This window comes from Mesorhizobium sp. CA14 (assembly GCF_020165195.1).
Lineage (GTDB): Bacteria > Pseudomonadota > Alphaproteobacteria > Rhizobiales > Rhizobiaceae > Mesorhizobium.
The window spans coordinates 434,104-446,720 of sequence record NZ_JAIUHR010000001.1; the positions used below are offsets into that span (position 1 = coordinate 434,104).

The following is a 12,617-nucleotide window of genomic DNA, read 5'->3' on the forward strand; positions in this document are numbered from 1 at the left end:
ACCCAAACCCACCGCCCCTATCCACCACGGACAGAGGGATGCCAAAATGTGACGGCTCTCTCGACGAGAGCGACCACGCCATAAAAGACCGAACCCGCAAGTGCTGCAACTGCGATTTCGGCCCACACCATGTCGATGTTCATCCGCCCGACTTCCGTCGAGATGCGGAATCCCATGCCGACCACGGGCGTACCGAAGAACTCCGCGACGATGGCGCCGATCAGCGCCAGCGTCGAGTTGATCTTCAGCGCATTGAAGATGAACGGCATTGCCGCCGGCAGCCTGAGCTTGAGCAGCGTCGGCCAATAGCCCGATGCATAAGTGCGCATCAGGTCGCGCTCCATATGCCCGGATGCGGCAAGCCCCGCCACCGTGTTCACCAGCATCGGGAAGAAGGTCATGATGATGACCACCGCGGCCTTGGACGGCCAGTCGAAGCCGAACCACATGACCATGATGGGTGCCACGCCGATGATCGGCAGCGCCGAAACCATATTGCCGATCGGCAGCAGCCCGCGCCGCAGGAACGGCACGCGGTCGGCGAGGATGGCGACGGTGAAGCCGGCGAGATTGCCGACGACATAGCCGATCAGCACCGCCTTGAAGATCGTCTGCCGCACATCCGACCCCAGGATCGGCAGTGAGTTGGCGATGCGCGCGCCGATGGCGCTCGGCGGCGGCAAAAGAATGAAGGGGATGCCGGCGCCGCGCGTCACCGCCTCCCAGATGATCAGGATCCAGGCGCCGAAGATCGCCGGGATGATCAGGCGCAGCGCGTTCCTTGCGACGCTCCCGCTTGGACGCATCGAGGAGAGCAACGCAACGCAGCGCCAGGCCAGCAGCCAGGCAGCGGCAAGCAGCAGGAAATATGGCGCCAGCGCCGTGCCCTCGAAACCGGCTATGCCCTTGACCAAGAGCCAGGCTGCGGCATGAGCGCCGACGAAAAGCACGATGGCCTCAACGACTGGCGTCAGCCTTAAGATCGAGACCAGCGCCGCAATGAGCAACAGCCCGATGATCAGCCCCTTCGCGCCCATATAGGGATAGGCCAGCGTTGCGGCCGGATCCGCCAGCGCGGCTGCCTCCGGCTTCGTCATTGCGCCAAGCGCAAGGGCGATGAAACAAAGCAGGATCGCCAGCACCGATTGCCATGATGGCTTCAGCCAATTCATGCCGGCCTCCCGCCCATGGCGCGATCGACCAGGCGTCCGGCGATGCCCACGACCATCACCAGCAGCGCCGCGACGACGGACCCCGCGACCAGCGCCGACCAGATATCGACGGTCTGGCTGTAATAGGCGCCAGCAAGCAGCTTCGCGCCGATGCCGGCGACCGCACCCGTCGGCAATTCGCCGACGATGGCGCCGACGAGGCTTGCCGCCACCGCCACCTTCATCGAGGTGAACAGGAACGGCACCGAGGCCGGCACCCTCAGCTTCCAGAAGGTCTGCGAGGCGCTGGCATTATAGGTGTGCATCAGATCGAGATGCATGAGCTCGGGCGAGCGCAGGCCTTTCACCATGCCGACGGCGACGGGGAAGAACGACAGATAGGTCGAGATCAGCGCCTTGGGGATCAGGCCGGTGATGCCGATTGCCGCCAGCACCACGATGATCATCGGCGCCACCGCCAGGATCGGAATGGTCTGCGAAGCGATGATCCACGGCATCAGGCTGCGGTCGAGCGTCGCCACATGCACGATGCCGACGGCAATGACGATGCCGAGCGCCGTACCGAAGGCGAAGCCGAGCAGCGTCGAGGACAGGGTCACCCAGGCGTTGTAGACGAGGCTGCGGCTCGACGTGACGGACCGCAGGAAGGTGTTTTGGAAGAAATTCACCGCCACTTGATGCGGCGCCGGCAGCGTCGGCTTCGGCTGCGACAGCGTCTTGCCGATGAACTCGACCGCGCCGGGCGTCTCGTTGGCCCTGGCGTCGAGATCGCGCTGGAACGGCGCGTTGAGGATGACGGCGAAGACATACCAAAGCACCACCACGCCGGCGAGGATGGTGGTTACGGGGACGATCTTGGAACGGAAGGAGTCCATCTAGCGCTCCCCTCGTCTCAGTGATCGAGCGCGGTGCAGCGCCTTTTTCGTCATCCTAGGGCGGAGCAAGGAGCGAAGCGACGCGGCGCAGACCCTAGGATCCATTCCGTTACTTCTGAGCTCCGCAACGTTCCAGAATACAGCTCCCTGCGCCCTGCGGTATTTAGCGGGCATTCTCCACCGCTTTGACGCTTCGGCCGAGGTCACGGCATGGATCCTAGGGTCTGCGCTCCGCTTCGCGTCGCTCCGCCCTAGGATGACGAAGGCGCGAGTGGCCGTCCCCTCACCCGACCTCCGCTTCGCTCCGGCCACCCTCTCCCCAGGGGGGAGAGGAGGGAGCTCGTCCGCCTCAATCATCATAGCTGTGCCCAGCCCTCAGCCCATCCCGCACCCGCGCGGCGATCGCCAGGAATTCCGGCGTCTCGCGGATGTCGAGCGGCCGCTCCCTCGGCAGTGTCGATTCGATGATGTCGGTGACACGGCCCGGCCGCGGCGACATCACCACGATGCGCGTCGACAGATAGACCGCTTCGGGGATCGAATGGGTGACGAAGCAGATCGTCTTGTTGGTGCGCGCCCAGAGGTCGAGAAGCTGCTCGTTCAGATGGTCGCGCACGATCTCGTCCAGCGCGCCGAACGGCTCGTCCATCAGGAGCAGGTCCGCATCGAAGGCGAGCGCGCGCGCGATCGAGGCGCGCTGCTGCATGCCGCCGGAAAGCTGCCAGGGATATTTCTTCTCGAAGCCCGAGAGGTTGACGAGTTCCATCGTGCGCTTGATGCGCTCCGCCTGCTCGGCCTGGCTGAGGCCGATGATTTCCAGCGGCAGCGCCACGTTGCGCTCGATCGTGCGCCACGGAAACAGGGCCGCCGCCTGGAAGACATAGCCATAGGCGCGTTTCTCGCGCGCCTGCTCCGGCGTCATGCCGTTGACGGAGATCGTCCCGGAGGTCGCCTTCTCCAGATCGGCGATGACGCGCAGCAAGGTCGTCTTGCCGCAGCCGGACGGGCCGATGAAAGAGACGAATTCGCCCTTGCCGATAGTCAGATCGACGTTGGACAGCGCCTGCACCGGACCGTCATTGGTCTGGAAGGTGAGGCCGAGCTTGCTTGCCGAGACGACGGCTGGCGGCTGTTCGGTCATTGGCTGCAGCCTGCCTTTCGCAGCCGCTGCCGCGGTGTCCGCAATCCGGTTGCTTTTATGATAGCGTTGCTTTCCACTCGTCCTGTCCCACCCGATCGACGCCGCCCGGAGCCTTGCCGATGTCGCCTAAACCCACCTGTCATCTCGTTCGCCCCGAAAGCTCCTATCAAGGCAAGCAGGGGCTGAGCTATTTCGCCGGCATCGCCGCCGAGACCGTCGGCTCCTCCGGCATCTGCATGCATCTTCTCACCATGCCGCCCGGCGCCCGCGCCAAGGCGCATATGCATGAAAGCCACGAGACGGCCATCTACGTGCTCTCCGGCGAAGTCCACACCTGGTACGGCGACCGGCTCGAGCACCACATCGTCGTCAAGGCCGGCGACCTGTTCTACATCCCGGCCGGCGTGCCGCATCTGCCCGCCAATCTGAGCGACGTCCCCTCTTCGGCGGTAATCGCCCGCACCGACCCCAACGAGCAGGAAAGCGTCGTCCTGCTGCCGGAGCTGGATGGCCTCGTCGCTTAGGGCATTTTGCAGCCAAGCGGCATCGCTTGGCGTCGCATAAATGCGGCCGGAACAAATACGTCTCACAGGAACCGACGGGATCGCCGTCATTTGCATCGCGCGACTTCGCCCATCACATTGCCGTCCTCGTCGGCCACCACCAGCTTCTTCGCGTTCTTCGCGCTGCGCTTGATGGTGAACCTGGTCGGCTGTCCCTCTTCGCCTTCAGCCTCGCATTTTGCCGTCACCACCAGCGATCCGTCGGCCTGCGTCTGCTTGTCGCTGAAGGTGCAGGCGCTGGCCGCCGTGATCAATTCCTGGTCGGTCAGAAGCAGCATCTTGTCGGCGGCCACTTGCTGGCCGTTCCTGTTGATGCAGCCATATTTGTCGCCATAAGGCTTGCTGAGGTCGATGCCGGCGGCATGAGCCTGGCCGGCAGCCAGCATCGCAGCCGCCGCGATCGCAAGATGAAGAGCCCGCATGGTCAGACCCCGGTGGCCGGAATGCCGGTTCGCTCGACCTTGCGCGGAGCGGAAATCTCCTTCCAGGTCGACAGCGCGCGGTTGACCGCGGCGTTCGGCTCGCGGGCGACGAACTCGCCATGGCCGGCCTTGGCCTTCACGTCCGCTTCCTCGATCGAGAGTTCGCCGCGCGAGAAGACGAAGCGCGGCAGGCCGGTCACCTCGAAGCCTTCGAAGACATTGTAATCGATCACCGACTGCTGGTTCTTGGCCGAGATCGTCTTCTTGCGCTTCGGATCCCAGACGACGATGTCGGCGTCGGCGCCTTCGACGATCGCGCCCTTCTTCGGGTACATGTTGAGGATCTTGGCGATGTTGGTCGAGGTCACCGCGACGAACTCGTTCATCGTCAGCCGCCCGGTGTTGACGCCCCGCGTCCACAGAACCGGCAAGCGGTCCTCGAGCCCGCCGGTGCCGTTCGGGATCTTGGTGAAGTCGCCGATGCCGTTGCGCTTTTGGCTGGTGGTGAAGGAGCAATGGTCGGTCGCCACCACCTGCAGCGAGCCGGCCTGCAGGCCGGCCCACAGCGAATCCTGATGCCACTTGCTGCGGAAGGGCGGGCTCATCACGCGGCGCGCCGCATGGTCCCAGTCCTTGTTGAAATATTCGCTCTCGTCGAGCGTCAGGTGCTGAATCAGCGGCTCGCCATAAACGCGCATACCCTTCTGGCGGGCTCGGCGGATCGCTTCGTGGCTCTGCTCGCATGAGACATGCACGACATAGAGCGGCACGCCGGCCATGTCGGCGATCATGATGGCGCGGTTTGTCGCCTCGCCCTCCACTTCCGGCGGGCGCGAATAAGCATGGCCTTCGGGGCCGTTGTTGCCGGCGGCTAAAAGCTTTTGCGACAGCGCCGCAACCACGTCGCCATTCTCGGCATGGACCAGCGGCAGCGCGCCGAGATCGGCGCAGCGCTGGAACGACGAGTACATCTCGTCGTCGTCCACCATCAGCGCGCCCTTATAGGCCATGAAGTGCTTGAACGAGGTGATGCCACGGTCGACGACTTGAGCCATCTCGTCGAACACCTGCTTGCCCCACCAGGTGATCGCCATGTGGAAGGAATAGTCGCAGGACGCTTTCGAGGTCTTGTTGTCCCACATCTGCAAGGCTTCCAGCAGGGACTGCTGCGGCGCCGGCAGGCAGAAATCGACCACCATGGTCGTGCCGCCGGAGAGCGCGGCACGCGTGCCGGATTCGAAATCGTCGGCCGAATAGGTGCCCATGAAGGGCATTTCGAGATGGGTGTGCGGGTCGATGCCGCCCGGCATGACATAGCACCCCGTGGCGTCGAACTCATGGTCGCCGTGCAGGTTGGAGCCGATGGCGACGATCTTGCCGTGCTGCATCAGCACGTCGGCCTTCCACGTGCGATCCGCGGTGACGACGGTGCCGTTCCGGATGACTTTGGTCATATCTCTGTTCCCCTGTTCTTTCGCGCTTCTTTGCGAGCGGCGTTGCGAGGTGATTGATCTAGTCGATCATTCGACGATTCCCGCCGTCTCGACCACCGCGTGGAACAGCACGTCGGCGCCCGCCGCCGCCCATTCCTTGGAGATGTCCTCGGCCTCGTTGTGGCTGAGGCCGCCGACGCAGGGGCACATGACCATGGTCGCCGGTGCCACCTTGGCCGCCCAGCAGGCGTCGTGGCCGGCGCCGGAGATGATATTCATATGGCTGTAACCGAGCTTTTCGGCGGCTGTGCGCACGCGGCCGACCAGCGTCGGATCGAAGGTCACCGGATCGAAATGGCCGACCGCCTCGACCGAGCATTTCACGCCGAGCGCCTCACAGATCTTCGGTGCTTCCTTTTCGATGCGGGCGCGCATGCCGTCGAGCTTAGCCTGGTCCGGCGAGCGGATGTCGACGGTGAAGACCACCGTACCCGGCAGGACGTTCCGGGAATTGGGCGAGAACTTCACCTGGCCCACTCCGCCGACGGCACCGGGCTGGTTCTCCATGGCGACCGTCTGCACCATCTCCAGGATGCGCGCCATGGCAAGGCCCGCATTGACGCGCATGTTCATCGGCGTCGAGCCCGTATGCGCTTCCCTGCCGGTCAGCGTGAACTCCAGCCACCACAGGCCCTGGCAGTGGGTCACGACACCGATTTGCTTGCTCTCGGCTTCGAGGATCGGGCCCTGCTCGATATGGTATTCGAAATAGGCGTGCATCTTGCGCGCGCCGACCGTCTCGTCGCCCACCCAGCCGATCCGCTTCAGTTCGTCGCCGAAGGTCAGGCCGTCGAGATCCTTGCGGGCATAAGCGTATTCCTGGGTGTGCACGCCGGCGAACACGCCCGAGGCGAGCATCGCCGGCGCGAAACGAGCGCCCTCCTCGTTCGTCCAGTTGGTGACGACGATCGGATGCTTGGTCTTGATGCCCAGATCGTTGAGCGAGCGCACCACCTCCAGGCCGGAAAGTACGCCGAGCACGCCGTCATATTTGCCGCCGGTCGGCTGGGTGTCGAGATGGGAGCCGACATAGACCGGCAGCGCGTCCGGATCGGTGCCGGCCCGCGTCATGAACATGGTGCCCATCTGGTCCACGCCCATGGTGAGCCCAGCCTTATCGCACCAGGACTTGAACAGCTCGCGGCCCTGCTTGTCGGAATCGGTCAGCGTCTGGCGATTGTTGCCGCCGGCAATGCCGGGGCCGATCTTCGCCATCTCCATGATGGAATCCCACAAGCGGTCTGAATTCACGCGCAGATTTTCGCCGGGTGCGGCCATTAGCGGTTCCCATTTTCACCAGGGGTCTTGTCGCCCCTTGAGTGGTTTGCATCCTGACCGTATGGTCAGCTTTCAGACTACACAAGCTGACCAAGCGGTCAACGAGAATCTTGGGGGAGACATGACCGAACCCACCCGTCCCATGCGACGCCAGGATATAAGGCGGGAGAATGAAAAAGCCATCCTGCTCGCCGCCGAAAAGGTGTTTGCGGAAGCCGGGTTCGGCGGCGCCACGATGCAGCTGATCGCCGATCTGGCGGGGCTGCCGAAGGCAAATCTCCACTATTATTTCGCCACCAAGGAAGAGCTCTACCGGTCCGTCGTCCAGAACATTTTCGAGATCTGGCTGCAGGCGGCCAATTGCTTCGACGCGGCGCGCGGCCCGGTGGACGGCATCAGCGCCTATATCGACGCCAAGATGGAAATATCGCGTCGCCACCCGGACGGCTCGAAGGTCTGGGCCTCGGAAGTGATGCACGGCGCGCCGGTGCTTCAGGACTATATGGAATCGACGCTGCGCGAATGGACCGACGGCCGCGTCGAGATCATCAGGCGCTGGATCGAGGAGGGCAAGATGGACCCGGTGGACCCGCGTCATCTGCTTTACATGCTCTGGGCCACGACCCAGCATTACGCCGATTTCGGCCACCAGATCGAGACGCTGAACGGCGGCAAGTCGCTCTCCGACCGGCAATGGCGGGAAGCCAAGGAAAACATCAAGCGGGTGATCCTGACCGGCATCGGCGCGCAGCCCGCCTGAAGCTCGCTCAAGATCGGCGCTCCCGCGCCGACCTCACCTGCCGTGGCACGGACACCCTCCCCTCGAGGGGAAGGTGCCCGCTCCGGCTTGTCAGTCGATCGACCTCAGCACCTCACGCACATGGTCGATCAGTTCGTTGATCTGGCCCTTGGTGATGATCAGCGGCGGCGACAGCGCGATGATGTCGCCGGTGGTGCGGATCAGCGCGCCGCGTTCGAACGCCTTGACGAAGGCCGAGAACGCCCGCTTGGTCGGGCTGCCGGCGATCGGCGCCAGCTCGATCGCGCCGATCAGGCCGATGTTGCGGATGTCGATGACATGCGGTTCGCCCTTGAGCGAATGCAGCGCGTCTTCCCAGTAAGGCGCCAGCTCCTCGCCGCGCGTCAAAAGGCCCTCTTCCTTGTAGGTGTCCAGCGTGCCGAGCGCCGCGGCGCAGGCAATCGGATTGCCCGAATAGGTGTAGCCGTGGAAGAATTCGATCATGTGCTCCGGGCCAGTCATGAAGGCGTCGTGGATTTCCTTCTTGACGAACACCGCGCCCATCGGGATGACGCCGTTGGAGACGCCCTTGGCGGTGGTCATGATATCAGGCGTGATGCCGAAATAGTCCGCCGCGAACGGCGCGCCGAGGCGGCCGAAGCCGGTGATCACTTCATCGAAAATCAACAATATGCCGTGCTTCGTGCAGATCTCCCGAAGCTTCTGCAGATAGCCCTTCGGCGGCAGGATGACGCCGGTGGAACCGGCGACCGGCTCGACGATGACGGCAGCGATGGTCGAAGCATCGTGCAGCGCGATAAGGCGCTCGAGGTCGTTCGCCAGCTCCGCGCCATGTTCCGGAACGCCCTTCGAGAAGGCGTTCTTCTCCGGCAGATGCGTATGCGGCAGATGATCGACGCCGCCGAGCAGCGTGCCGAACATCTTGCGGTTGGAGACGATGCCGCCGACCGAGATGCCGCCGAAATTCACGCCGTGATAGCCGCGTTCGCGGCCGATCAGGCGGGTGCGCGAGCCCTCGCCGCGAACGCGGTGATAGGCGATCGCCATCTTCAGCGCGGTCTCGACCGATTCCGATCCGGAATTGGTGAAGAAGACATGGTCCATGCCCTTGGGCGCGATATCGACCAGCCGGTTCGCCAGCTCGAACACGATCGGATGGCCCATCTGGAAAGCCGGCGCGTAGTCGAGTTCGGCGGCCTGGTTCTGGATGGCCTCGGTGATCTTCGGCCGGCAGTGGCCGGCGTTCACGCACCACAGGCCCGCAGTGCCGTCCAGCACCTTGCGGCCGTCGCTGGTAGTGTAATGCATGTCCTTGGCGGACACGAACATGCGCGGCGCCTGCTTGAACTGGCGGTTTGCCGTGAACGGCATCCAGAATGCGCTGAGATCGTTCGGCGTGACTTTCAGCCGGTTGGACATGACCAGGACTTCCCCTTGTAAACCTGTTTCGGTGCGGCCAACGCTTGGTCTTCGCTGCGTTTTCGTGCTAGGCAAATTTTTGACCGGTTGGACAAACGTTAGCACCGCCTGTCGGCGGTCAGGGAATTACTAGCGGAAATGCGGCATAAAAAGCGCTCCACAGCCCAAGGAAAAACTGGTCCAGACAATTGGTCCAGACAGCCCGCGCGAAGACGGCCGGCAAGGATGACGGCGGCGATGGAAGGCTCCGCTCCCCGCCGCACCCGCATCCAGCAGGAAAAGCGCGAGCTGATCCTCGAAGCCGCGCTCGAAGTCTTCTCCGCCAACGGTTTTCGCGGCTCGACCATCGACCAGATCGCCGAAGCCGCCGGCATGTCGAAGCCCAACCTTCTCTATTACTTCCGCCGCAAGGAGGACATTCACGAGACGTTAATGCAGCGCCTGCTCGACACCTGGCTGGCGCCGCTGCGCGAGCTTGACGACATCGGCGATCCGCTGACGGAGCTCAGAAGCTACATCCGCAGGAAGCTGGAGATGGCGCGCGATTTCCCGCGTGAAAGCCGGCTCTTCGCCAACGAGATCCTGCAGGGCGCGCCCCGCATCAAGCCGATGCTGGAGGGCGAGTTGAAGGCGCTGGTCGACGAGAAAGCAGCCGTCATCAAGGGCTGGATGCGCGCCGGCAAGATCGCCCGCACCGACCCCTGGCACCTGATCTTCTCGATCTGGGCGACGACGCAGCACTATGCCGATTTCGACGTCCAGGTGCGCGCCGTGCTCGGCGCCGACCGCGGCGGCGACGGCCGCTTCGAGGACGCGGCGCGGTTCCTGGAGCAGCTGTTCCTGGATGGGCTGAAGCCGAAGGGCTGATGCAGCCTCGCTCACTCACGCGCTACGACGCTCGGATGGCAGGTCGTCGAGCAGCTTCTTGAGCTTCGCAACTGAGTTCTGCTCGGCAAGCGGCGTGTAGACGATCAATCGCATGTCCGAACCGTCGTCGATCGACAGGCTCATATGCTCGAACGTCATCGCGCCGGCGATCGGATGCCGCAGACGCTTCAGGCCGGAGAGCCGGTGCACCACATCGCGCTGCGGCCACCATTCGCGGAACTCGGGACTTGAGCGCATCATCAACTCGATCAGCCGTTCGAAATCCGGATCGCCGGTGTATTTCGCGCTCTCGGCGCGGAACGCGGCAAGGGTCGCGCGCGCCAGCTGCTCCCAATCCACCAAAAGGTGCCGCCGGTGCGGATCGGTGAAGACGCCGTGGATGATGTTGCGGGCATCGCCCTCCAGCAGGCCGTAGTCACCGAAGATGGCGACCGCCGCATCGTTCCATGCCAGCACGTCCCAGCGCGGGCCGACGACATAGGCGGGCTGCAGGACTAGGCTCTCCAGCATGTGCAGCAACGGCCCCTCGACCTTGCCCTGCACGATGCGGCGCCGCTCCGGCTGCTGGCGGCCGGCGAGCGTGAACAGATGCCGCTGCTCGGCGGCGTCGAGGCGCAACGCCTGGCAGAGCGCCGACAGCACCTCGACCGAAGGCCGCACGTCCCTGCCCTGCTCCAGCCAGGTGTACCAGGTCGTGCCGACGCCGGCGATCATCGCCACTTCCTCGCGCCTCAGTCCGGGCGTGCGCCGCCGCGCACCGCAGGCGATGCCGGCGGTATCAGGCGAAAGCCGCTCGCGACGGGAACGCAGGAAGGCGCCGAACTCGCGCCGGCGATGATCTTCGGGAGAATGGGCGATAGCATCCATGCGCCTACTATAGCAGTACCGATACCAGGATAAAGTTTGAACTGTTTGCGATACGCGCCGTGTCCCATCTTTCCGTTCAGAGCAGCGCAAGGAGGCTCTAAACATGGAACTCAAGGACAAGACAATTCTCGTCACCGGCTCGACCGATGGCGTCGGCCGCGTGGTCGCCGAGCGGCTCGGCGCCAGCGGCGCCCGCGTGCTGGTGCATGGTCGCGACGAAAGCCGCGGCAAGACGACCGTAGCCGCCATAGAGGCAAAAGGCGGCAAGGCGGAATTTCTCGCCGCCGACCTCGCTTCGCTTGCCGAAGTCCGCCGCCTCGCCGAAGCGGTGCGCGCAAGGACCGATCGGCTCGACGTCCTGATCAACAATGCCGGCGTCGGCACCGGCGGCCAGGCCGCCAGCCGGCAGGTCAGCGCCGACGGCTATGAACTGCGCTTCGCTGTCAACTATCTCGCGGGCTTCCTGCTGACGTCGGAGCTCTTGCCGCTCATCAAGGCAAGCGCGCCGGCGCGCATCGTCAATGTCGCCTCGGCCGGCCAGCAGGCGATCGATTTCGACGACGTCATGCTGACCCAAGGCTATAGCGGCGTGCGGGCCTACTGCCAGAGCAAGCTGGCGCAGATCCTGTTCACAATCGATCTGGCGGAACAGCTCGATGGCACCGGCATCACGGTCAATGCCTTGCATCCGGCAAGCTATATGGACACCACCATGGTCCGACAGGTGGGCGTGACGCCATGGAGTTCGGTCGAGACCGGTGCCGACGCCATTCTCAACCTGGCAACGTCGCCGGCGCTCGAAGGCCGCAGCGGCCTTTATTTCGACGGCCAGCGTGAATCGCGCGCCGACGCCCAGGCCTATGACGAGAAAGCCCGCCGCCGGCTGAGAGACCTCAGCCTCGAATTGGTGGGGCACGCATCTTCAGCATCAAGGGAAACGCATTCATGAACGAGACTATCGAACATTGCGTCATCATCGGCGGCACCTCCGGCATCGGCCTTGCCACGGCCAAAAAGCTGGTCAGCCCCACGATGAAAGTGACGATCACCGGTCGCAACGAGGAGAAGCTGAAGAGCGCCTGGAAAAGCCTCGACGGCACCGTCGGCAAGGCCGCATTCGACGCCACCAAGCCAGACGAGGTCCGGAATTTCTTCGAGCGCCTCGGGCCGTTCGATCATCTGGTTCTCGCCGCCAGCGGCGGCAAGGGGCTGGGGCCGTTCGCGACGCTCGACCTTGCCGATATCGGCAGCGGCGTCGATGAAAAGATCCGGCCGCAACTCTCCTGCCTGCAGGCGGCCCTGCCGACCTTGAACAAAGTTGGATCGGTGACTTTCATCTCGGCCGTGTCGGCGCAGATTGCCGCGCCCGGCGTCGCCGGTATCGGCGCCATCAACGGCATGCTTTTGACCGTCGCGCCGATCCTCGCCGTCGAGCTGAAGCCTTTGCGCGTCAACGTCGTGGCGCCCGGCGTCATCGACACGCCATGGTGGGACTTTTTGCCGGACGACCAGCGGCAGGCGGTGTTTGCCGAATATGCCGGCAAGACGCCGGTCGGCCGCATCGGCCGCGCCGAGGACGTCGCCGAAGCGATCGCCTTCCTGGTCTCGAACAGCTTCATGACGGGCCAGGTGCTGACCTGCGACGGCGGTCTGCGCTACGCGGCCTAGAGCGTTTCACCGCTCGATAGAATCGGAAGGGATTCCCGCTCGGTTGGATTTGTGATTCAAGATGCTGGCTG

13 protein-coding genes are annotated in these 12,617 nt (G+C 64.1%); 5 read left to right on the forward strand and 8 right to left on the reverse strand.

Annotated elements, in window-relative coordinates:
* Positions 1-17 precede the first annotated feature (17 nt).
* The 3 genes from LB565_RS02080 to LB565_RS02090 all read right to left on the reverse strand — a co-directional run bounded on the left by LB565_RS02080 (position 18) and on the right by LB565_RS02090 (position 3,188).
* Positions 18-1,172 (reverse strand): ABC transporter permease, encoded by a 1,155-nt coding sequence (locus tag LB565_RS02080; RefSeq protein WP_224581522.1) that lies wholly within the window; start codon positions 1,170-1,172, stop codon positions 18-20.
* Positions 1,169-2,047 (reverse strand): ABC transporter permease, encoded by an 879-nt coding sequence (locus tag LB565_RS02085; RefSeq protein ID WP_224581523.1) that lies wholly within the window; start codon positions 2,045-2,047, stop codon positions 1,169-1,171. Before LB565_RS02085 ends, LB565_RS02080 begins: the two co-directional genes overlap by 4 nt.
* 349 nt (positions 2,048-2,396) lie before the next feature.
* Entirely contained in the window at positions 2,397-3,188 is a 792-nt protein-coding gene (locus LB565_RS02090; RefSeq protein WP_224581524.1) for an ABC transporter ATP-binding protein, read from the reverse strand.
* A gap of 119 nt (positions 3,189-3,307) precedes the next feature.
* Between LB565_RS02090 and LB565_RS02095 the strand changes: the two genes are divergently transcribed.
* Complete coding sequence (locus LB565_RS02095; protein ID WP_411970596.1) at positions 3,308-3,712, forward strand: cupin domain-containing protein; 405 nt, start codon at positions 3,308-3,310, stop codon at positions 3,710-3,712.
* 86 nt (positions 3,713-3,798) lie between these two features.
* Here the strand turns inward: LB565_RS02095 and LB565_RS02100 are convergent, their stop codons facing one another.
* The 3 genes from LB565_RS02100 to LB565_RS02110 form a co-directional block, all read right to left on the reverse strand.
* Complete coding sequence (locus LB565_RS02100) at positions 3,799-4,173, reverse strand: hypothetical protein (RefSeq protein ID WP_224581526.1); 375 nt, start codon at positions 4,171-4,173, stop codon at positions 3,799-3,801.
* Between the two features lie 2 nt (positions 4,174-4,175).
* Positions 4,176-5,627 carry a dihydropyrimidinase gene (gene hydA, locus LB565_RS02105; protein WP_224581527.1) on the reverse strand — a complete coding sequence of 484 codons (1,452 nt, stop codon included), beginning with the start codon at positions 5,625-5,627 and terminating at the stop codon, positions 4,176-4,178.
* A 66-nt stretch (positions 5,628-5,693) separates the two neighbouring features.
* Entirely contained in the window at positions 5,694-6,944 is a 1,251-nt protein-coding gene (locus tag LB565_RS02110) for a Zn-dependent hydrolase (protein WP_224581528.1), read from the reverse strand.
* Between the two features lie 121 nt (positions 6,945-7,065).
* Between LB565_RS02110 and LB565_RS02115 the strand changes: the two genes are divergently transcribed.
* Positions 7,066-7,704, forward strand: a complete 639-nt coding sequence (locus LB565_RS02115) for a TetR/AcrR family transcriptional regulator (RefSeq protein WP_040995887.1) — start codon at positions 7,066-7,068, stop codon at positions 7,702-7,704.
* A 90-nt stretch (positions 7,705-7,794) separates the two neighbouring features.
* Here LB565_RS02115 and LB565_RS02120 read toward each other — a convergent pair whose 3' ends face one another.
* The gene (locus tag LB565_RS02120; RefSeq protein ID WP_224581529.1) at positions 7,795-9,123 is read right to left on the reverse strand and encodes an aspartate aminotransferase family protein; all 1,329 of its coding nucleotides are present in this window, start codon (positions 9,121-9,123) and stop codon (positions 7,795-7,797) included.
* 237 nt (positions 9,124-9,360) lie between these two features.
* Here LB565_RS02120 and LB565_RS02125 point away from each other — a divergent pair, with 237 nt between their 5' ends.
* Positions 9,361-9,990, forward strand: a complete 630-nt coding sequence (locus tag LB565_RS02125; protein ID WP_224581530.1) for a TetR family transcriptional regulator C-terminal domain-containing protein — start codon at positions 9,361-9,363, stop codon at positions 9,988-9,990.
* A 15-nt stretch (positions 9,991-10,005) separates the two neighbouring features.
* Here the strand turns inward: LB565_RS02125 and LB565_RS02130 are convergent, their stop codons facing one another.
* Positions 10,006-10,878, reverse strand: a complete 873-nt coding sequence (locus tag LB565_RS02130) for a helix-turn-helix transcriptional regulator (protein ID WP_224581531.1) — start codon at positions 10,876-10,878, stop codon at positions 10,006-10,008.
* A gap of 103 nt (positions 10,879-10,981) precedes the next feature.
* Here LB565_RS02130 and LB565_RS02135 point away from each other — a divergent pair, with 103 nt between their 5' ends.
* Positions 10,982-11,827 carry an SDR family oxidoreductase gene (locus tag LB565_RS02135; RefSeq protein ID WP_224581532.1) on the forward strand — a complete coding sequence of 282 codons (846 nt, stop codon included), beginning with the start codon at positions 10,982-10,984 and terminating at the stop codon, positions 11,825-11,827.
* Positions 11,824-12,546, forward strand: coding sequence for an SDR family oxidoreductase (locus LB565_RS02140; protein WP_224581533.1), 723 nt, complete (start codon positions 11,824-11,826; stop codon positions 12,544-12,546). The genes LB565_RS02135 and LB565_RS02140 overlap by 4 nt, the downstream gene beginning before the upstream one ends.
* Positions 12,547-12,617 lie beyond the last annotated feature (71 nt).

Coding starts and splice junctions, on each gene's coding strand:
- LB565_RS02090 (WP_224581524.1), bottom strand. CDS start 3,188: ATGACCGAACAGCCGCCAGCCGTCGTCTCGGCAAGCAAGCTCGGCCTC.
- LB565_RS02140 (WP_224581533.1), top strand. CDS start 11,824: ATGAACGAGACTATCGAACATTGCGTCATCATCGGCGGCACCTCCGGC.
- LB565_RS02135 (WP_224581532.1), top strand. CDS start 10,982: ATGGAACTCAAGGACAAGACAATTCTCGTCACCGGCTCGACCGATGGC.
- LB565_RS02085 (WP_224581523.1), bottom strand. CDS start 2,047: ATGGACTCCTTCCGTTCCAAGATCGTCCCCGTAACCACCATCCTCGCC.
- LB565_RS02110 (WP_224581528.1), bottom strand. CDS start 6,944: ATGGCCGCACCCGGCGAAAATCTGCGCGTGAATTCAGACCGCTTGTGG.
- LB565_RS02130 (WP_224581531.1), bottom strand. CDS start 10,878: ATGGATGCTATCGCCCATTCTCCCGAAGATCATCGCCGGCGCGAGTTC.
- LB565_RS02125 (WP_224581530.1), top strand. CDS start 9,361: ATGGAAGGCTCCGCTCCCCGCCGCACCCGCATCCAGCAGGAAAAGCGC.
- LB565_RS02100 (WP_224581526.1), bottom strand. CDS start 4,173: ATGCGGGCTCTTCATCTTGCGATCGCGGCGGCTGCGATGCTGGCTGCC.
- LB565_RS02095 (WP_411970596.1), top strand. CDS start 3,308: ATGTCGCCTAAACCCACCTGTCATCTCGTTCGCCCCGAAAGCTCCTAT.
- LB565_RS02080 (WP_224581522.1), bottom strand. CDS start 1,172: ATGAATTGGCTGAAGCCATCATGGCAATCGGTGCTGGCGATCCTGCTT.
- LB565_RS02115 (WP_040995887.1), top strand. CDS start 7,066: ATGACCGAACCCACCCGTCCCATGCGACGCCAGGATATAAGGCGGGAG.
- hydA (WP_224581527.1), bottom strand. CDS start 5,627: ATGACCAAAGTCATCCGGAACGGCACCGTCGTCACCGCGGATCGCACG.
- LB565_RS02120 (WP_224581529.1), bottom strand. CDS start 9,123: ATGTCCAACCGGCTGAAAGTCACGCCGAACGATCTCAGCGCATTCTGG.